The organism is Streptosporangium sp. NPDC003464 (genome assembly GCF_053588315.1).
Genome location: NZ_JBSFPS010000065.1, coordinates 1 through 19,536 on the forward strand (window position 1 = coordinate 1; position 19,536 = coordinate 19,536).

The 19,536-nt window shown below is 71.0% G+C and carries 12 protein-coding genes; 9 read left to right on the plus strand and 3 right to left on the minus strand.

Annotation, left to right across the window (positions count from 1 at the left end; genetic code table 11):
* Positions 1–40: 40 nt before the first annotated feature.
* Both ACWDS7_RS16800 and pulA read right to left on the minus strand, forming a co-directional pair.
* Positions 41–2,074, minus strand: coding sequence for a carbohydrate-binding module family 20 domain-containing protein (locus ACWDS7_RS16800; protein ID WP_451930031.1), 2,034 nt, complete (start codon positions 2,072–2,074; stop codon positions 41–43).
* An 85-nt stretch (positions 2,075–2,159) separates the two neighbouring features.
* Entirely contained in the window at positions 2,160–7,982 is a 5,823-nt protein-coding gene (gene pulA / locus ACWDS7_RS16805; protein ID WP_451930032.1) for a pullulanase-type alpha-1,6-glucosidase, read from the minus strand.
* 367 nt (positions 7,983–8,349) lie between these two features.
* Here pulA and ACWDS7_RS16810 point away from each other — a divergent pair, with 367 nt between their 5' ends.
* The 7 genes from ACWDS7_RS16810 to ACWDS7_RS16840 all read left to right on the plus strand — a co-directional run bounded on the left by ACWDS7_RS16810 (position 8,350) and on the right by ACWDS7_RS16840 (position 15,376).
* Positions 8,350–9,648, plus strand: coding sequence for an extracellular solute-binding protein (locus ACWDS7_RS16810; RefSeq protein ID WP_451930033.1), 1,299 nt, complete (start codon positions 8,350–8,352; stop codon positions 9,646–9,648).
* Positions 9,649–9,651: 3 nt separating this feature from the next.
* Positions 9,652–10,668 (plus strand): carbohydrate ABC transporter permease, encoded by a 1,017-nt coding sequence (locus tag ACWDS7_RS16815; RefSeq protein WP_451930034.1) that lies wholly within the window; start codon positions 9,652–9,654, stop codon positions 10,666–10,668.
* On the plus strand, positions 10,665–11,543 hold the full coding sequence (locus ACWDS7_RS16820; protein WP_306858302.1) for a sugar ABC transporter permease: 879 nt from the start codon (positions 10,665–10,667) through the stop codon (positions 11,541–11,543). Before ACWDS7_RS16815 ends, ACWDS7_RS16820 begins: the two co-directional genes overlap by 4 nt.
* Positions 11,544–11,592: 49 nt before the next feature.
* Entirely contained in the window at positions 11,593–13,209 is a 1,617-nt protein-coding gene (locus tag ACWDS7_RS16825; protein WP_451930035.1) for a glycoside hydrolase family 13 protein, read from the plus strand.
* Positions 13,199–14,251 carry a LacI family DNA-binding transcriptional regulator gene (locus tag ACWDS7_RS16830; RefSeq protein ID WP_451930036.1) on the plus strand — a complete coding sequence of 351 codons (1,053 nt, stop codon included), beginning with the start codon at positions 13,199–13,201 and terminating at the stop codon, positions 14,249–14,251. Before ACWDS7_RS16825 ends, ACWDS7_RS16830 begins: the two co-directional genes overlap by 11 nt.
* Before the next feature lie 145 nt (positions 14,252–14,396).
* A complete protein-coding gene (locus tag ACWDS7_RS16835) occupies positions 14,397–14,567 on the plus strand; it encodes a hypothetical protein (protein ID WP_451930037.1) in 171 nt (56 codons plus the stop codon).
* A 176-nt stretch (positions 14,568–14,743) separates the two neighbouring features.
* Positions 14,744–15,376 carry an ACT domain-containing protein gene (locus tag ACWDS7_RS16840; RefSeq protein ID WP_306858305.1) on the plus strand — a complete coding sequence of 211 codons (633 nt, stop codon included), beginning with the start codon at positions 14,744–14,746 and terminating at the stop codon, positions 15,374–15,376.
* Between the two features lie 77 nt (positions 15,377–15,453).
* Here ACWDS7_RS16840 and ACWDS7_RS16845 read toward each other — a convergent pair whose 3' ends face one another.
* Positions 15,454–16,737 (minus strand): ABC transporter ATP-binding protein, encoded by a 1,284-nt coding sequence (locus ACWDS7_RS16845; protein WP_451930038.1) that lies wholly within the window; start codon positions 16,735–16,737, stop codon positions 15,454–15,456.
* 308 nt (positions 16,738–17,045) lie between these two features.
* Here ACWDS7_RS16845 and ACWDS7_RS16850 point away from each other — a divergent pair, with 308 nt between their 5' ends.
* Together ACWDS7_RS16850 and ACWDS7_RS16855 are read left to right on the plus strand one after the other, a co-directional pair.
* Positions 17,046–18,110 (plus strand): LacI family DNA-binding transcriptional regulator, encoded by a 1,065-nt coding sequence (locus tag ACWDS7_RS16850; RefSeq protein WP_451930039.1) that lies wholly within the window; start codon positions 17,046–17,048, stop codon positions 18,108–18,110.
* A 420-nt stretch (positions 18,111–18,530) separates the two neighbouring features.
* Positions 18,531–19,442, plus strand: coding sequence for a carbohydrate kinase family protein (locus ACWDS7_RS16855; RefSeq protein WP_451930040.1), 912 nt, complete (start codon positions 18,531–18,533; stop codon positions 19,440–19,442).
* Positions 19,443–19,536 lie beyond the last annotated feature (94 nt).

A 19,536-nucleotide genomic window follows, 5' to 3' on the forward strand; every position in this document is an offset into this window, starting at 1 on the left:
GGGATCCGGCGGGGCCGTACGGCCCCGCCGGATCATGGGGTCAGCGCCAGGAGTCGTCGCGTGTCGCGGTGCCGCCGGAAGGGGTGGTGAAGGAGCGGTCGGGGTCGCTCTCCCACGTCACCGAGCCGTCGGGGTTCTTCTTGACGTACTTGTACGTGACCGCCGTGCCGGCGGGCAGGTCGACGGTGGCCTTCCAGACCGGGTAGCTCGCCGACGACAGCGCCACGGCCCTGGCGGGGTCCCAGCCGCCCAGCTCGGCCACGTCGCCGACGACGAAGACGTTCTGCCCGTAGGAGGTCGTCACGTTCGCGTTGAAGGAGGTGGCCACCTTGCCCGGGTTCACCGTCGGGGTCGGGCTGGGGCCGTCACCGCAGGGGCTGGTGGCACCCGCGGTCACGACGCCGTTCTTGACCGTGCTCACGCCGCCGCCGATGGCGTAGTCGGTGCCGCCGTTGTTGTCCCAGGTGCCGGAGCCGTTGTTGAAGGTGGCCCGGAGCCCGGTGGCGGAGCCGAGGTCGATGGTCTTCTTCTTCCAGCCGGCGCAGGCGGTCTCGTCCATGGCGACGCCGGGGACGGGGGTCCAGGTGCCGCCGGTGGGGGCGTAGTGGATGTTGGCGCCGCTCCAGCCGGTGGCGTAGTAGACGGTCGCCTCGCCGGCCGGCGGGTCGGTGGGCCTGACGCCGCCCACGTGGATGGCGACCGCGCCCTTGCCGGGGACGGTCACCGAGGCGGTGCCGCCGGCGCCGACCGTCACCGAGCCGCCGTCCGCGTCGTTGGCGTAGGTCCCGGCCGGCAGGCCGGTGGTGAAGGTCCGGGTGACGGAGCCGCCCTCGTTGTTGATGGCGACCCAGCCCTTGTCGCCGCGGCTGAAGGCGATCACGTTGTTGCCGTTGTCGTACCAGTTGCCGACAGAGGTGCCCGCGACGGCCCGGTTGAAGCCGACCATGCCGCTCATCCGGCGGTGGAAGCAGCTCCACCGCCCGCTGCCGCAGTCGGCGTCGGTGACGAAGCCCCCGTTGGCCGAGGGCGGGCCGGCCTCGCGGTCGCCCCAGGTGAAGCCGGAGTAGACGCGCGGCGTGCCGTACGGCCAGGCCAGCATGAAGACGTTGGCCAGCCTGTAGGCGTCGCCGTACTTGTAGTTGAGCGTGGAGCCGTTGCGCTCGGTGTCGTGGTTGTCGACGAAGACCACGGCCTTGTCGCTGGGCACCGACAGGCCCCAGCTCTGCCCGAAGGTCCGCAGCCACTTGATCTGGCCGGTGAACTGCTCCTTCAGCTTGCGGCCGTACACGAACTCGTGCACGTCGCCGATCCCGGTGTACTGGCCCGGAGTGACGGCCTCGTTGTCACCCTGGATGACCTCCTGGTGGATGTACGGCGAGCCCTTCAGCCTGGACTTGATCGCCGCCAGGTCGCCGGGGTTGATGTGCTTGGCGGCGTCGATGCGGAAGCCGTCCACGCCGAGGTCGGTCAGCCTGTTGAGGTAGCCGGCGATCTGGTCGCGGACGTGGTCGGAGCCGGTGTCGAGGTCGGACAGCCCCACCAGCTCGCAGTTCTGCACCCGCCAGCCGTTGCCTGTGTAGTCGGAGTCGTTGATCGAGCAGGCGGGGGAGTGGAAGTCCGCCGAGGAGTAGAGCCCCGGGTAGTCGTACTTGCCGAACCCGTAGCCGCCGTAGCTCCTGCTGCCCTGGCCGGTCATGTGGTTGACGACCGCGTCGGTGTGGACCTTGACGCCCGCGCCGTGGCAGGCCCGGACCATGTTCCTGAACGCGTTCTCGTCACCGAACTTGCTGGTGAGCGTGTAGCGGGCGGGCTGGTAGATGTCCCACCAGACCGAGCCGCCCTTGCTCATCGAGTCGCTCGGCGGGGAGACCTGGACCGCCCCGTACCCGGCGGGGCCGAGCACGTCGGTGCACTCGCGTGCCACCGAGTTCCAGTTCCAGTTCCACAGCTTGACGATGGGGCCGGGCGTGGGCGGTGCCGCCTGGGCGGGGGCGCTGAGCACGGTGGGCACCACCACGACGGCGCTCGCCAGCGCGCTCAACGCCGTCGCGACGATGATTTTGTAGGATTTCATGCGGGGGGCCTCCAGGGTTGTGGATGGGATCCCTAGGTCGGGCCGGGTGCTGCAACACCCGGCCCGGCGTTTCTCTGCTGACCCGCTACGACCGCACGAAGACGGCGACCGTGCGGGCCGGGACCGTCAGCGTGCCGGTGGACGGGTCGAAGGTCGACTGCTTCACGACGGCGTCGTCGCCGGTCGCCTGGACGGGGTGGAGCGTCACCTGGGAGTCCTTCAGCGCGGCCACGGTCTGCGGCTGCGTCTCAGGAGTCGCGTTGAAGACGATGGTGATCGACTTCCAGCGCGGGTCGAGGCCGGAGGCGTCCAGGTGCATGGTTACGACGCCCGGGGTCTCCGAGGCGCCGCTGGTGGGGAAGGTCAGCCGCTTCTGCACTTCGGCCAGGGAGCCGAGCGCGAAGGCGGGGGAGGAGGCGCGGATCTTCAGCAGCTCGCCGTACCCGGCCCGCGCCGAGGCGATCGCCGCGCAGTCCGGCCGGAGCGCCGGGTCGGCCAGCAGCGGCCGGGCGTAGGGCCACTTGTCCCCGTTGTCGGCCCTGGGCGGCAGGCCCGCGCCGAAGCCGTTGCCCTGCGAGCAGTCCCACAGCAGCCGGTTGAACCAGTCACCGGAGTCGAAGGAGTTGCGGTCGAGCGACTTCGAGCGCAGCCGCTCGCTGCCCGCGTGGACGAACGAGGTGCCCTGGGAGAGCACCGCCGTGGCCAGCGAGAGCGACTGCATGCGCACCCGGTCGGCCATCGGGGTCGCCTGCGGCAGCTTGTAGGCCAGCGCGTCGAACAGCGTCTCGTTGTCGTGGGCGTCCACGTAGGTCACGACCTCGCCCGGCGAGGCGGTGTAGCCGGCCGGGGAGCCGTTGTAGTCGACCTCCGAACCCTTGACCTGCCGGCCGCTGGAGGCGGTGAAGGTGTAGTCGCGCAGGTTGCCGGTGAGCCCCACCTTGATCAGGTCCTGGTAGCCCAGGAGGCGGGCCCGCTGCTGCTCGGCCGTGCCGTTGGCCGCCGATCCGTTGGGCGCGCCGGCCAGGCCCGAGCCGAAGCCCTGGATCCGGGGGTCGGCGTCGAAGGGGCTGCCGCCGCGCACCGCGTCACGCAGGCGGTCGTTGAAGGTGCCGATCCCGGTGCCGGCCATGTTGAGCTGGGTGGCCTGCTCGAAGCGGGCGCCGTCGGCCACCTCGCCGAAGTTCCAGCCCTCGCCGTACAGGATGATCGACTTGCCGTCCACGCCGTCCTCGGCGAGGGTCAGCCCGTCCAGTGCCTTGCGGACGGCGAGCATGTTCGCCTTCGGGTGGTGGCCCATCAGGTCGAACCGGAAGCCGTCCACCTTGTAGTCGCGCGCCCAGGTGACGACGGAGTCGACGACGAGTTTGCCCATCATCGCGTGCTCGGGCGCGGTGTTGGCGCAGCAGGTGGAGGTGGCCACGGCGCCGTCGTCGAGCAGCCGGTGGTAGTAGCCGGGCACGATGCGGTCGAGCACCGAGGTGGGGTCCTGGCCGGCGGCGTGGGTGTGGTTGTAGACCACGTCCATCACCACCCGCAGCCCCGCCCCGTTCAGCCCCGCCACCATGCCCCGGAACTCCTTGATCCGGCCGGAGCCGTCCGGGTCGGAGGCGTAGGAGCCCTCGGGCACCGTGTAGTGCCGCGGGTCGTATCCCCAGTTGAAGGAGTCCTTGGCCGCGACCTTGGCGACGCAGTCCTGCTGCTGGTCGGAGTCGGCCGGCATCGAGGCCAGGTCGCAGTCCGGCTCGGCGCGGTCGGCCCGCCGCTCGGGGACGGTCGCGATGTCGAAGACCGGCAGCAGGTGCACGTGGGTCAGGCCGTCCCCGGCGAGCCTGCGCAGCTCCTTCATCCCGGTGGAGTCCCCGGCGAACGCCGCGTAGGTGCCGCGCCGCTCGGCGGGGACCGAGGCGTCGGAGGCGGAGAAGTCGCGCACGTGCAGCTCGTAGATCGAGGCCCGGTCCTGGGCCACGGCCTCGGGCTTGGCCAGGGAGGACCAGCCCTTGGGCGACAGGGAACGGTCGGAGAGGTCCACCACCTGGCTGCGGACCGAGTCGGCGGCCAGCGACAGGCTGTAGGGGTCGGTCACCTCGTTGGTGACGACCTTGCCCGCCGCCGGGGAGTAGACCGTGACGAGGAAGGTGTAGTAGCGCCCCTTCCAGGAGGGCAGGCCCCGCACCGACCAGACGCCGGTCCCGTCGTCGCGGCGCATCTCGTGGACGGTACGGCCGGCGCCCGCGGCGTCGCGGTAGAGCGCCAGCTCGACCTTGCGCGCGGTCGGCGCCCAGACCGACAGCCTGGGGGCCCCGCGCCAGACCGGGCCGAGCTCGGCGCCGGTGGCCCTGGCGTAGACGTCGTCGAGCACGCCGGGGATCTGCACGCCGGTGGCGGTCAGCAGGGCACCGGAGGCGTCCCGCTCGACGGCCACGACCTGGCCGCGCAGCGCCCTGGTGACCAGGTCGGCGTCGCGCGGGTCCACCTTCAGCGCGGCGTGGCCGGCCAGGTGCGGCCACTTGGCCCGCTGCGCGTCGGTGAGCGCGCCGGGGATCAGCCGGATGATCCGCAGGTCGCCGGTGAGGTCTCCCTTGGCGTAGGCGATGTCACCCTTTTCGGAGAAGGCCAGGGAGTGGTGGAGCGAAGGGGACGGCTCGACCTTCCAGGCGACGGTGTCCCGGTCGATCCAGTGCGCCGCCGACTTGGTCAGGTCGGCGTCGGCGCTGCGGGCCGGGGGCTGGGGGAGCACGTGGCCCTCGGTGGCCGCCGTCCGCCAGACCTCGTGGCCCGCGGTGGTGAGGTCCAGCGCCTGATCGGCAGGCAGGTCCTTCTCGTCACCCTTGTGGATGATGTAGCTCACGTTCTTCGCCCCCTCGGTCAAGGGGACGCGGAAGTGGACTCCGAATCCGTCCTTGCCCGCCGGCTGGAGCGGGGTGGCCCACTCGGTGGGAGTGGCCACGTCACCCCACAGGTGCAGTCCCCAGCCCTCGTAATTCCCGTCCGGCCGGTGGTAATGCAGGATCGCGACGTTCTCGGCCGCCGCCCGGGTCGGGTGGACCTTGGCCACGCCCGAGCCGACGTAGGCCTCCGGCTGCAGCGCGGGGGTGAAGACCTGGTCGGGGCCGGGGTCCTTGGTGTCGCCCTTGTGGATGATGTAGTTCACCGGGGCGGTGGCGTTCTTCAGCGGGATCTTCCAGAACGCGCCGTAGGAGTCGGTGCCGTCCGGCGGGCGCGGCGTGGCCCACTCGGTGGGCACCCCGTCGGCCAGCCCGTCGCCCCACAGGTGCAGGCCCCAGCCGTCGTAGTCCTTGCCGGGGCGGCTGTAGTGGACGGTCGCGTAGCCCTGGGCCGCCGCGCGGGAGGGGTGGGTCTCGGGCCGGCCCTCGGCCAGCCAGACCTCGCCGGTTCTGGCGGGGTTGACGAGCCGGTCGCCGCCGTCCTTCTCGTCGCCCTTGTGGACGATGATCCCGACGTTGGCGGCGCCGGGCTTCAGCTTGATCCAGGCGAACCTGCCGTAGGCGTCCTCACCGGTCAGCGGGAGCGGGCTGCCCCACTCGGTGGGCTTTTCGACGTCACCCCAGACGTGCAGGCCCCAGCCGTCCGGGTCCTCGCGCTGGTAGTGCACGACCAGCCAGTCGCGCTTGACCGCGCCGGGCTCCTCGGGGGCGGGCTCCGGGCCGACGGCGGCCGTCGCGGTCGCCGCGGCGAACCTGCCCGCGGAGTCCTTCACGACGGCCTTGTAGGTGATCTCCGTGCCCGCCGGGAGGCCGCGCAGGTCGTGGAAGACGCGGAAGAGGCGGCCCGTGGCCGAGGGGTTGGGCGCGTCGTCGGTGCCGAGCGTCCGCCACGCGCCGCCGCCGACCTTGGCGGCGAAGGTCACCTGGTCGAAGCCGGTCCCCGGCACGGTCGCAGTGACGGGGATCCGGCCGTCCTCGGCGGTGCCCCTGATCTGGGCGCCGGGCAGGGTGATCGAGACCGCCGGGGCCGCCGCCGGGGCGGCGAGCCTCGCCGAGGCCCGGTAGACCACCGCCGACAGGGCCGGCACGGTCACCGCCAGCTTGGCGTCGGCGCCCGTCGTGAGCGCCGCGGCGGCCTGGCCGTACACCCTGGTGAAGGCGGCGCCGGCGGAGAAGGTCGGCACGTTCACCGCCGCGGCCTGCTCGGCGTTGTTGACCGCGACGACGTACTCGACCTGCTCCTTGGCGCCGATCCTGGAGAAGGCGTAGACGCCGCCCGCGGCCAGACGCTCGATCTGGGCGCCGTCGGCGAGGGCGGGGTGGGCGTCGCGGAGCCCGGCCAGGGCGGAGATGCCCCGGTAGAGCGGGTGGGCGGGGACGAAGTTGTCCTGGGCGTGGGTGGCCGTGGTGCCGATCAGGTCGTCGCCCAGGTAGCTGTCGGTCCTGGAGGCGAACATCGGCTGGCGGGCGTCCTGGTCGCCGCCCTTGCCCGTGAAGCCCTGCTCGTCGCCGTAGTAGACGACCGGCTGGCCCCGGGTGAGATACATCAGCTCGTGGGCGAGCAGGTCCCGGCGGAGCAGCTCGGCGTCGGGCGCCCCGGGGTTGTCCTGGGCGAGGAAGCGGCCGATGCGGCCCATGTCGTGGTTGCCGAGGAAGGTCGGCAGCGACGCCGCGTTGGAGTCGGCGTCGGTGTGATGGTCGTCCCCGGCGAAGAGCTGGGCCAGCCGGGCCGCGCCCGCCGTGCCGCCGCTGAAGGAGCGGGCGGCCTCCTGGAAGGGGAAGTCCAGGGTGGCGTTCATCCCGCCGCGGGTGGAGTAGCGGCTGGTGTAGGCCGGCTCGCTGCTGTAGACCTCGCCGAACATGAAGAACCGCTTGTTGCCCAGCTCGGCCGCGTAGCCGCGCAGGGCGGGGGAGAACCTCTCCCAGAAGTCCATGCCGACGTGCTTGGCGGTGTCGATGCGGAAGCCGTCGATGCCGGTCTCGCGGACCCAGGTCTTGTAGATGTCGGTCATGCCCCTGACGACCTCGGGCCGCTCGGTCCACAGGTCGTCGAGGCCGAAGAAGTCGCCGTACTCGGAGTTCTCGCCGCTGAAGGTGGAGTCGCCCCGGTTGTGGTACATCGTCGGGTCGTTCAGCCAGGACGGGGTCTTGACGTCCTTGGGCGCGACCGGCGTGTAGGGGAAGGACTCGGCGTTCACCTTGGGGAAGGCGTCTCCTCCGGTGTGGCGCCGGTCGTCGAACGGCGCGCCGTCGGCGTCGAGGTAGGGGTAGGCGCCCTTCGACCGGTAGGAGTAGGTCTTCTCCCGGTAGTCGATCACGTCGGCCGTGTGGTTGGTGATGATGTCGAAGAAGACCTTCATCCCGCGCCGGTGCGCCTCGCGCACGAGCTGTTTCATCTGCGCGTTCGTGCCCAGGTGCGGGTCGATCCGGGTGAAGTCGGTGATCCAGTAGCCGTGGTAGCCGGCCGAGACGTCGGCGCCCGTGCCCTGGACGGGCCGGTTGCGGAACGCCGGGGTGATCCAGATCGCTGTGCTGCCGAGGTTCTTGACGTAGTCGAGCCTGCCGAGCAGCCCCTTGAGGTCGCCGCCCTGGTAGAAGCCCTTGTGGGTGGGGTCGAAGCCGGTGGCGAGCCGGTCGCCGGACAGGCCGCCCCGGTCGTTGCCGGTGTCGCCGTTGGCGAACCGGTCGGTCATCGCGAAGTAGAAGCGCTCGCGGCTCAGGTCGGCGCGGAGCGCGTCCCGGGCGAGGTCCTTGTCGGAGGGCTCCGCCGTGCGGCTCAGCGCGGAGACCACGGGGGCGGCGGCCGGCTGCTCCGCCGCGGCGGCGGGGGGCGGTTGTCCCGCGGCCGTGGCGGCGGCGGGGGACGGGGGAGCGGCGAGGGGGGTGACGGTCAGGGCCGCGGTGAGGGCGGCGCCCGTCAGGAGATTCGCTCTCGCGCGTCGTGGGAGGAGTGGCCAGACCACCGGGGGGCCTCCGCGGAGTTGTTTCGAGGGTGTTGCCCGGAAGTTACTCACTGGACATGATCTATGCAATCCTTTGCCGAAACTTTCTGAATCACGATGGTCCCCGGGGCCTCGCCGGGGCTCCGGCCCGCGGGCGGCGTGAGGCGCGGCGCCGCGGAAAGGCCCTCTGAGGTGCCGATCTTCCCTGTCCGGCCGGCCGCGGGCGGGATGCGGTCCGCACCTTTGGTGGAATATGTAACAACTTTGCAGACTCTTGCAGAAAGTTCTTCCAATGCGGTTCACGTCGGCGTAACGTCCGGCGTACTCCAACCCGGCCCGGTGGCTTCCCCGGCCCGGTCCGGTCCGGTCCCCTGAACTATGAGGAGAAATGATGCGGCGAGCCTTCTCGGCTGCGACGATCGTCGCGGCCCTCGCCCTGGCGGTCTCCGCCTGCGGCGGCGGCGACAGCGGTTCGACGGCGGCGCCCGCCCAGTCCGCCGCGGCCGACCCGTCGAAGATCAGCGGCGAGATCACCTGGTGGGACACCGTCCGGCCGGACAGCGAGGGCCCGACGTTCCAGGCACTCATCACGGAATTCCAGGCGAAGTACCCCAATATCAAGGTCAAGTACGTCAACGTCCCGTCGGACCAGGCGCAGAACAAGTTCCAGACCGCCGCGCAGGCCGGCGCCGGGGCGCCGGACGTCATCCGTTCCGAGGTGGCCTGGACCTCCCAGTTCGCCTCCCTCGGCTACCTCCAGCCGCTGGACGGCACGCGCGCCTTGGAGAACGAGTCGGACTTCCTGCCCAGCCCGCTGAGCAGCACCAAGTACAACGGCAAGTCCTACGCGGTGCCGCAGGTCACCGACACCCTGGCGCTGCTCTACAACAAGAAGCTCCTCAAAGAGGCCGGGTACGAGAAGGCGCCGGCCACGGTCGAGGAGCTCAAGAAGGTCGCCCTCGACGTCAAGGCCAAGACCGGCGTCAACGGCCTCGCGCTCAACGTCGACGCCTACTTCCTGCTGCCCTTCATGTACGGCGAGGGCGGCGACCTCCTCGACGTCCAGGCCAAGAAGATCACCGTCAACTCCCCGGCCAACGTCAAGGCCATGGCGACGGTCGCCGACCTGGTCACCTCCGGCGCCGCGCCCAAGCCCGCCATCCAGGACAGCTACGCCAACGCCATGACCGCCCTCAAGGACGGCAAGGCCGCGATGATCTACAACGGCCCCTGGGCGCTGTCGGAGATCTACCAGGGCAAGGAGTTCAAGGACAAGGAGAACCTCGGCATCGCGCCCGTCCCCGCGGGCTCCGCCAAGGCCGGCGCCCCCACCGGCGGCTGGAACTACGCCATCTACGCCGGCTCCAAGAACCTGGACGCCTCCTACGAGTTCGTCCGCTTCATGAGCACCCCCGAGGCCCAGGCCAAGGTCGCCAAGGAGATCAGCCTCCTGCCGACCCGCGCCTCCGCCTACGACAACTCCGACGTCCAGGGCAACAAGGACGTCGCCACCTTCAAGCCGATCATCGACACCGCGGTCGCGCGGCCGTGGATCCCCGAGGGCGGCCAGCTCTTCCAGCCGCTCCTGGAGGGTTACCAGTCCCTGGTCGGCGGCAAGTCCTCGCCCGAGGACATGGTCAAGGCGGTTGACGAGAAGTACCACGGCATCTTCAAGGACTGGAGCTGACCGGTGGCGACCTCCACTGGACGTGTAACCGGCACGGCCAGGGACCGGGCCGCGGGCACCGCTGACGGCGCCCGCGGCCGGGGCCGCCCCAAGAAGGTCGGCCCGGTCCGGCGGGCGACGTCGCGCTACTGGTACGCCTGGGCCATGGTCGCCCCGGTCATCGTGGTCACCGCCGTGCTGATCGGCTGGCCGCTGGTCCGAGGCGTCTACCTGTCGCTGACCGACGCCACCGAGGCCACGATGGGGCGGACGATCGGCGTCAACGTGATCCCCTCGAGCTACGAGTTCGTCGGGTTCGGCAACTACGTCGACATCCTGACCAGCGGCCTGTTCTGGGAGAAGCTGATCTGGACGGTCGGCTGGACCGTCGCGTGCGTCGGGCTCCACTACGGCCTCGGTCTCGGCCTGGCCCTGCTGCTCAACCGGAAGATGCGACTGCGCTCGGTCTACCGGCTGCTGCTGATCCTGCCGTGGGCGGTCCCGCCCTTCGTCGCCGCCTTCATCTGGCGCTACCTGTACAACAGCGACTACGGCGTCATCAACGCGATGCTCAAGGCCGCGGGCCTCGGGGCGGTCGGCTGGCTCGACGACCCGACCACGGCGAAGATCGCGGTCATCGCGGTCAACGTCTGGGTGGGCGTACCGTTCATGATGGTGGCCATGCTCGGCGGGCTCCAGTCGATCCCCGGCGAGCTCTACGAGGCGGCCGAGGTGGACGGCGCCACGCCGTGGCAGCGCTTCCGCCACATCACCGTCCCCGGCCTGCGCACGGTCTCCAGCACCGTCGTCCTGCTGGGCACGATCTGGACGTTCAACATGTTCCCGCTGATCTTCCTGATCACCGGCGGGGGACCGGGCAGCTCCACGGAGATCCTGGTCACCTACGCCTACCGTGAGGCCTTCACCGGCATCCGCAACTACTCCGGCTCGGCGGCCTGGGGAGTGATCATCCTCCTGCTCCTCGTCGTGCTGGCCCTGGTCTACCGCCGCGCGCTGCGCAAGCAAGGGGAGGTCTGGTGAGCACCGTCACCGCAGGTCCCACGAGGCGCGGCCGCGCCCGCGGCCGTGGGGAACGCAGCGTCGGCAGCTCGATCCTGCTGCACGGGACGCTCGTCGTCGCCTCCCTCGTCGCGCTGTTCCCCATCGTGTGGCTGATCCTGACCTCGCTCAAGCCGCGCGACGGCTGGCTCTCCACCGAGCTGACCTTCTTCGACAACTCGTCGCTGGGCAACTACGCCCGGGTGCTGACCGAGACGCAGTTCCCGAACTGGCTGCTCAACTCCGTGATCATCGCGGGGCTGACCACGGTCATCGGCGTGTTCCTGGCCTCGACGACCGGATACGCGGTCAGCCGCTTCCGGTTCCCGGGCTACCGCGGCGTCATGTGGATGCTGCTGATCACCCAGATGTTCCCGGTGGCGATCCTGATCGTGCCGCTCTACAACCTGATGGCGGGCCTCGGGCTGCTCAACCAGATCCCGGGCCTGGTCATCGCCTACATGACCGTGGCGGTGCCGTTCTGCGCGTGGATGATGAAGGGCTACTTCGACTCCATCCCGCGCGAGATCGACCAGGCGGGGATGATCGACGGGCTGACCCCGTTCGGCACCTTCTGGCGGGTCATCCTGCCGCTGGCCCGGCCCAGCATCGCGGTCACCGCGTTCTACTCCTTCATGACCGCCTGGGGCGAGGTCGCCTACGCCTCGGTCTTCATGACGGGAGAGGAGACGCGCACACTCGCGGCCGGCCTGCAGCAGTTCGTCGGCCAGCACTGGTCCGACTGGGGGCTGCTGACCGCCTCGGCCGTGCTGATCGCGCTGCCCGCGGCGGTCATCTTCCTGCTCGTCCAGCGTCATCTGGTCGCCGGACTCACCGCCGGCGCCACAAAGTCGTAACACCACCGTGCTATCACGTCCTGATATGTCACTTGATCGGGGGATTAACATGACCGAGCTCGTCCACGCGGACCATGCCAGCGAGACCGCCACCCGGTGGTGGCGGGACGCGGTGATCTACCAGGTCTACGTGCGCAGCTTCGCCGACGGCAACGGTGACGGGGTCGGGGACCTGCTGGGCGTGCGGAGCCGGCTGCGCTATCTGGCCGACCTGGGGGTCGACGCCGTCTGGCTGACCCCGTTCTACACCTCGCCGATGGCCGACTTCGGCTACGACGTGGCGGACTACCGGGACGTGGACCCCATCTTCGGGTCGCTGGCCGACGCCAAGGCCCTGATCGACGACGCGCACCGGCACGGCCTGCGGGTGATCGTCGACGTCGTGCCCAACCACACCTCCGACCGGCACGTGTGGTTCCAGCAGGCCGTGGCGGCCGGCCCCGGCAGCCCCGAGCGGGAGCGCTACATCTTCCGTCCGGGCAAGGGCGAGGACGGGCAGCTGCCCCCCAACGACTGGGAGTCGGTCTTCGGCGGCCCCGCCTGGACCCGGCTGCCCGACGGCGAGTGGTACCTGCACCTGTTCGCCCCCGAGCAGCCCGACCTCAACTGGGACACCCCCGAGGTCCACACGGAGTTCGAGTCGGTCCTGCGCTTCTGGCTCGACCTGGGCGTGGACGGCTTCCGCGTCGACGTGGCCCACGGCATGGTCAAGGCCGAGGGCCTGCCCGACGTCGGCCACTCCGACCAGGTCCGGATGATCGGCGCCGACGTGGTCCCGTTCTTCGACCAGGACGGCGTGCACGAGATCCACCGCGCCTGGCGCAGGCTGCTCGACTCCTACCCGGGCGAGCGGATCGGCGTCGCCGAGGCGTGGGCGCCGTCGCCGCAGCGGCTGGCCAACTACGTCCGCCCGGACGAGCTGCACCAGGCGTTCAACTTCCACTTCCTCAACACCCCGTGGGAGGCGGCCAGGTTCCGCACGGTGATCCAGGAGTCGCTGACCACCTCCGGGATGGTCGGCGCGCCCACCACCTGGGTGCTGTCCAACCACGACGTCAAGCGGCACCTGACCCGCTACGGCGGCGGCGACCTCGGCCTGCGCCGCTCCCGCGCCGCGGCCCTGCTGACGCTCTGCCTGCCCGGCTCCACCTACCTCTACCAGGGTGAGGAGCTCGGCCTGCCGGAGGTCCTCGACCTGCCGGAGGAGTTCCTGCGCGACCCGCAGCGGCTGCGCAACCCCGACGACGGCCGCGACGGCTGCCGGGTCCCCATCCCGTGGGCCGACGTCGAGCCGCACTTCGGCTTCAGCCTGCCGGGCATCGAGGAGACGTGGCTGCCCATGCCCGCCTCCTGGGGCCCGCTCAGCGTCCAGTCCCAGCTGCGTGACCCGCACTCCACGCTGAGCCTCTACCGGACGGCACTGGAGATCAGGCGGGCCCGCCGCTCCTTCGACGACGCGCCGCTGACCTGGCTGGACTCCCCCGAGGGCACGCTGGCCTTCACCCGGGGAGACGGGTTCGCCTGCACCATGAACCTGACCGGCGAGCCGGTCGAGCTGCCCGCCCCCGGACGGGTCCTGCTGGCCAGCGAGGGGCCGGCCGTCGACGGCGGCGTGGCGCGGCTGGCAGCCGACTCGGCCGTCTGGTGGGAACGCGATGCCGTCTAGCGGCGGCGGCCCGCCCGGCAACAGCGCGGCCAGGCTCACCGACATCGCCGCGCAGGCGAAGGTGAGCGAGGCGACCGTGAGCCGGGTGCTCAACGGCAAGCCGGGGGTCTCCGCCGCCACCCGGCAGGCCGTCCTGGCCGCGCTCGACGTCATGGGCTACGAGCGGCCGCAGCGGTTGCGCCAGCGCAGCAACGGGTTGATCGGGCTGGTCACCCCGGAGCTGGACAACCCGATCTTCCCGGCGTTCGCCCAGGCCTTCGAGAAGGCGCTGACCCAGCACGGCTACACCCCGGTGCTGTGCACCCAGCTCCCCGGCGGCGCGGTGGAGGACGAGTTCACCGAGCTGCTCGTGGAGCGCGGGGTCAGCGGCATCATCTTCGTCTCCGGCCTGCACGCCGACGTCACCGCGCGTTCGGACCGCTACACCCAGATCATCGGGCAGGGCGTGCCGATCGTCCTGCTCAACGGGCACGCCGACGACGTCCCGGCGCCGTTCATCTCGCCGGACGACCGGGCCGCCGCGCGGCTGGCGGTGCAGCATCTGGTGGATCTGGGGCACGAGCGGATCGGCCTGGCCGTCGGGCCGCGCCGGTTCGTGCCGGTGATCCGCAAGATCGAGGGTTACCGGCAGGCGATGGCGCAGTTGCTGGGGGCGACCGAGGTGGATGAGCTGATCTCGCATTCGCTGTTCTCGGTGGAGGGGGGTCAGGCGGCGGCGGCGCAGTTGCTGGAGCGGGGGTGCACGGGCATCGTGTGCGCTTCGGACCTGATGGCGTTGGGGGCGATCCGGGCGTGCCGGGACCGGGGGTTGTCGGTGCCGGGTGAGGTGTCGGTGGTGGGGTTCGACGACTCGCCGTTGATCGCTTTCACCGATCCGCCGCTGACCACCGTCCGCCAGCCGGTCCAGTCGATGGTGACCGCCGCGGTGCACACCCTGCTGGAGGCCGTCTCCGGCGCGCCCGTGCAGCACTCCGAGCTCATCTTCCAGCCGGAGTTCATCGTGCGCGGCTCCACGGGCTCGGGCCCGAAGATCCTCCGCTGACCCTTCTCTCCCCTTCTCTCGCTGACCCTTCTCTCCCCTTCCCCTTTTTTCCTGGGGACCGGCTGTCCCCGGCCGATCCCTCTCCTCGGCCCGGTCCCACTCTCGTTCGATCATCCGATCTCGCGCGCCCGCCCAGGAGGCCGGCATGAGTGTGCACGACCCGGCTCCGCCCACGATCCCCCGGCTGCTCGCCGTACGGGCGGAGACCGATCCCGACAGACCCGCCCTCGTCGCCGACGGACTCGGCGACCTGACCTTCGGCCAGCCGCTCCCCGCGCCGGCGGAGGGGGGTGACGGGCCGGTGAGAGGACGGTGACGGGTCGGTGGGGGATCCCGCCGGCAACGCTCGCGCCGGGCCGGGACCGGATCACCGGTACGGCGCCCGATCAGGACTGATGTTTTCGGATGCCAGGTCTTATCCTGGACATCTCCCCGGAACCTTCGTGAAACCTGTCTAGGACACCCTGGCTGTCCAAAGAGAGGTGATCGACAATGATGTTGCGGCTACGGGTGTCCTTCCCTGACCGTCCGGGCGCCCTGGGGCAGGTCGCCCGGGTGCTCGGCACGCTGGGGGCCGACATCCTCCAGGTGACGGTGCTGGAGCGCGAGACCGGCCGGGCCGTGGACGACTTCACCGTCGCCTGGCCCGGCGCCGCCGACGCCGAGACGGTCCGGGAACGCCTGTCCGTCGTGCCCGGCATACGTGTCGAGGCCGTCTGGCCCACCCGTGAGATCCCGGGCGCCGCCCCCGACTACGACCTGCTCAAACATGTCGCGACCGAGCCCGCCCGGGCCTTCGCCACCCTCGTGGACGCCGTGCCCGGCCTGCTGAGCGCCGAATGGGCGGTCGCGGTGTCCTCGGGGAGCGGTGAGCTCGTCCACCGGAGCTGGCAGGCCCCCGCCGCGCTCGACGGAGAAGGCGGCCTCCTCGGCGTCAAGGCGGGCGATCTCACCCCCCTGCGCCCCTCGACCCTCGCCTCGGGCAGCCATCGTCTGATGAGCCTCCCGGTGCCGGGCGCGGGACTGCACCTGATCCTCGCCCGCCCCGAGGGGCCGTCCTTCCACCGGGCGGAGCTGGACCGCGCCGCCCGCGTCGTCGAGATCGTCTCCATCATCGGCCGCTGATCCCCGTGGCGGGCCCGGCGGGCGCGGGGCCGGACAGGGTACGGCGGGCCACGCGGGGGTGCGGCCGGGCCGGCCGGTCAGCGGTGCGGGGGGTCGATCCGGGAGCCGTCGGGGGTGAAGAGCATCAGGCGGGTGGTGTCGACGCCCACGCGGGCCGGTTCGCCGGTCCGCCAGACAGGGCGGGACCCGACGCGGACGATCAGGTCGGCCCGGCGGTGGGTGCCGCCGACCTGCTCCTGGGCCTGCTCGGGCTCGGGGTCGAATCCGGAGCCGGGCAGCAGACGCCTGATGACCGCGCGGGCCCGGCCGCCCGGGGCGGCGGCCGCCAGGCTGCGGGCCTTGTGCCGGGGGTCCGGAGGCTCGGGGACGGCCACCGTGGGGATGCCGCTCTCGACGTAGGCGAGCCACTCGTGGCCGTGATACTCCAGGGCCCGGACGCGGCCGAGGAAGGTGGGGCCCTCGAACGTCTCGGGGACCGGGGCCAGGCAGTCCGGGCGCAGGCCGACGATGATCTGGCGGCCGACGTGCTGGGAGATGGCGTAGGCCCTGGGATCGGTCCAAGGGATCATGATCTGGTGGACCCCGAAGTCCAGCAGGATGAACTGGTTCTGCGGGGTGCGCACGGTGGCTGCGAGCAGGTTGAGCTGCTGGGAGCTGAGGAAGGCGGCGGTGAAGGCGGTGGCCGGGTCGTTGTAGACCTGGGCGGGGGTGCCGACGTCCTGGAGCACGCCGCGGTTCATGATGGCGATCCGGTCGGCCAGCGTCAGGGCCTCGACCTGGTCGTGTGTCACGTAGATCGTGGTCACGCCGAGGGAGCGGACCAGCGAGGAGATCTCCATGCGGAGCTCGGTGCGCATGCCCGCGTCGAGGTTGGACAGCGGCTCGTCCATCAGGAAGAGCGAGGGCTGGCGGACGATCGCCCTGCCCATCGCGACACGCTGGCGCTGGCCGCCGGAGAGCGTTCCAGGGCGGCGCTCAAGGGTCTCGTCGATGTGCAGCGCCTTGGACAGCTCCGTCACGCGCTCCCTGACCATCGCCGGATCGGCCTTGGCGATCTCCAGGGGGAAGGCCATGTTGCCGCGTACCGTGCGGTGCGGATAGAGCGCGCCGTTCTGGAAGACCATGGCGACGTCCCGGTCGCGCGGGGCGAGGTCGTTGGCGAGCGTGCCGCCCAGCCACAGGTCTCCGGAGGTGACCTCCTCCAGGCCGGCGATCATCCGGAGCAGTGTGGACTTTCCGCAGCCGGAGGGCCCCAGCAGAACGAGGAATTCCCCGTTTTCGGCGCGCAGGTTCATGCGGTCAACCGCCAGGTACCCGCCGGGGTAGACCTTGGTCACATTGTCGAGGACGACGGTACTCATGCGCGCTCGTTCCCCCCGGGCGCCACTGCCCGGATCCAGCCGTGTGATTGATGAGGTAGTACATCGCGCTACTTGCCCGTGTGTCCATAGATGTCGTTAGAAATCGCACACCTGCTGGTTACTTCCCTGTTCCTGGTGAGTAGCTAAGTAGCGAATTAGGAGATTTCCGGCCGCATGCGAGGTGATGGCCGTGACAGAGAGCAAGGGATGTTACAGTTTACGAAAACTTTCGGAAACGAGTTTCACATCCAGGGCGTTGAATACCGTCTGGGTTGCGCCCAATTCAGCAGCATGGTGGGGTACTTCTGATGGACGGTGAACTCACGCAGACCTCGCGGTCCCGCCCCGAGGGAGCGGGCATCCGGCTGGCCGACATCGCCGCCCAGTCAGGGGTGAGCGAGGCGACCGTGAGCCGGGTGCTCAACGGCAAGCCGGGCGTCTCCGCCGCCACCCGGCAGGCCGTCCTGGCCGCGCTCGACGTCATGGGCTACGAGCGGCCGCAGCGGTTGCGCCAGCGCAGCAACGGGTTGATCGGGCTGGTCACCCCGGAGCTGGACAACCCGATCTTCCCGGCGTTCGCCCAGGCCTTCGAGAAGGCGCTGACCCAGCACGGCTACACCCCGGTGCTGTGCACCCAGCTCCCCGGCGGCGCGGTGGAGGACGAGTTCACCGAGCTGCTCGTGGAGCGCGGGGTCAGCGGCATCATCTTCGTCTCCGGCCTGCACGCCGACGTCACCGCGCGTTCGGACCGCTACACCCAGATCATCGGGCAGGGCGTGCCGATCGTCCTGCTCAACGGGCACGCCGACGACGTCCCGGCGCCGTTCATCTCGCCGGACGACCGGGCCGCCGCGCGGCTGGCGGTGCAGCATCTGGTGGATCTGGGGCACGAGCGGATCGGCCTGGCCGTCGGGCCGCGCCGGTTCGTGCCGGTGATCCGCAAGATCGAGGGTTACCGGCAGGCGATGGCGCAGTTGCTGGGGGCGACCGAGGTGGATGAGCTGATCTCGCATTCGCTGTTCTCGGTGGAGGGGGGTCAGGCGGCGGCGGCGCAGTTGCTGGAGCGGGGGTGCACGGGCATCGTGTGCGCTTCGGACCTGATGGCGTTGGGGGCGATCCGGGCGTGCCGGGACCGGGGGTTGTCGGTGCCGGGTGAGGTGTCGGTGGTGGGGTTCGACGACTCGCCGTTGATCGCTTTCACCGATCCGCCGCTGACCACCGTCCGCAAGCCCATCGGCGCGATGGCCTCGGCCGCCGTGGCGACCCTGCTGGAGGAGATCAACGGCATCCGGAGCAGGCACATCGAGCTGATGTTCCAGCCGGAGCTGGTGGTGCGCCGCTCGACCGGCTCCGGGCCGCTGGTCAACCGCTGACGGCGCCCCATCCGCCGGGCCGCGCCCGCCCGGTGGGGACCGTCCGGCCGGGCGGGGCCGTTCCACCGGCTGCAGCCCACCAGCGGGCTGAACCGCGGCTGATGGAAGAGGCCCCGGATCGGGGTGGCCACGGCCGTCGAGATCGTGATCGAAACTTTCGCGAGATCTTCGAAAAATCGAAGCTCCGAAGAGTGGCTTGGTCAACGGATGGGGATGTGCCTGATCAGCCACAACCGGATCACACCGGGCCGTGCCCGGCCGCGACGTCCCGGCCGACGGCCGGATCCTGTTCCTGACGGGGCAGGGCGGCGACCCGCTGCCGGACTGCCGGCGTGACGTCCTGCGGCCCGGCGGTGCCCCAGGTCCGGCCGGCTGGGGCGCGGGGCGGGCCGCCTGCCGGCGGGGTGGGATCATGGGGCGATGAAGACTGGTCACGACGTCGTCGTCATCGGTGGGACCGGGGTGGACACCACGGCCTACGTGCCCGAGCTGCCCCTGCCGTACGCCGACACCTACGCCGTCCCCCCGGTGATCGACCGGATCGGCAACACCGGCAGCGGCGTCGCGCTCGGCTGTCACTCACTCGGCCTGAAGGTCAAGCTCGTCGACCTGATCGGCGACGACCCGCAGGGCCGTTTCATCCGGGCCCACATGGAGGCCAAGGGGGTGGAGTTCGAATGGGCTCTGGCCCCCCAGGGCACCCGGCGCAGCGTCCTGCTGGTCGGCCCCGACGGGCGGCGGCTGTCGCTGTTCGACCCGCGTGACGCGCCCGGCGAACGGCTGCCCAGGGAGCTCTACCTGGCGGCGGTGCGCGAGGCCCGGCACGTGCACGTGTCGCTCACCGGTTTCTCCCGGCACGTCTACCCCGACCTGGAGGGCGGGTCCGTCTCCACCGACCTGCACGACTGGGACGGGGACAACGACTTCCACCGGGACTACGCCTACTCCTCCGACCTGGTCTTCCTGTCGGACACGGCGCTCGGCTCCCGCCGCGAGGCCGTCATGCGCGACATCCTGACCGGCGGCCGCGCCAGGACCGTGATCTGCACGTCGGGCGCCGAGGGCTGCCACGTCCTCGACGCCGACGGGCTGCGGCACTTCCCCGCCGCCCCGCTGCCCGGCCCGGTGGCCGACAGCAACGGGGCCGGGGACGCGTTCGTCTCCGGCGTCCTGTACGGCCTGCTGTCGGGCCGGTCCCTGGACGACTCCGTCCGGCTGGGCGCCGTCGCGGGCGCGCACGCCTGCACGTCGACGGGCACCCACGAGAACCCCATCGACGAGCCGTCCCTGCTCAGCCGCGGGGAGGAGCTCGCCCGCCTCCAGTCGTCCTGACGTCCAGTCGTCCTGACGTCCAGCCGTCCTGACCTCCCGCCGGGCCTGACGTCCCGTCCGCCCTGGCGTCCTGCCCGCCCTGGCGTCTCACCGG

Coding starts and splice junctions, on each gene's coding strand:
- ACWDS7_RS16840 (WP_306858305.1), top strand. CDS start 14,744: ATGATGTTGCGGCTACGGGTGTCCTTCCCTGACCGTCCGGGCGCCCTG.
- ACWDS7_RS16845 (WP_451930038.1), bottom strand. CDS start 16,737: ATGAGTACCGTCGTCCTCGACAATGTGACCAAGGTCTACCCCGGCGGG.
- ACWDS7_RS16800 (WP_451930031.1), bottom strand. CDS start 2,074: ATGAAATCCTACAAAATCATCGTCGCGACGGCGTTGAGCGCGCTGGCG.
- ACWDS7_RS16810 (WP_451930033.1), top strand. CDS start 8,350: ATGATGCGGCGAGCCTTCTCGGCTGCGACGATCGTCGCGGCCCTCGCC.
- ACWDS7_RS16835 (WP_451930037.1), top strand. CDS start 14,397: ATGAGTGTGCACGACCCGGCTCCGCCCACGATCCCCCGGCTGCTCGCC.
- ACWDS7_RS16825 (WP_451930035.1), top strand. CDS start 11,593: ATGACCGAGCTCGTCCACGCGGACCATGCCAGCGAGACCGCCACCCGG.
- ACWDS7_RS16850 (WP_451930039.1), top strand. CDS start 17,046: ATGGACGGTGAACTCACGCAGACCTCGCGGTCCCGCCCCGAGGGAGCG.
- ACWDS7_RS16830 (WP_451930036.1), top strand. CDS start 13,199: ATGCCGTCTAGCGGCGGCGGCCCGCCCGGCAACAGCGCGGCCAGGCTC.
- ACWDS7_RS16855 (WP_451930040.1), top strand. CDS start 18,531: ATGAAGACTGGTCACGACGTCGTCGTCATCGGTGGGACCGGGGTGGAC.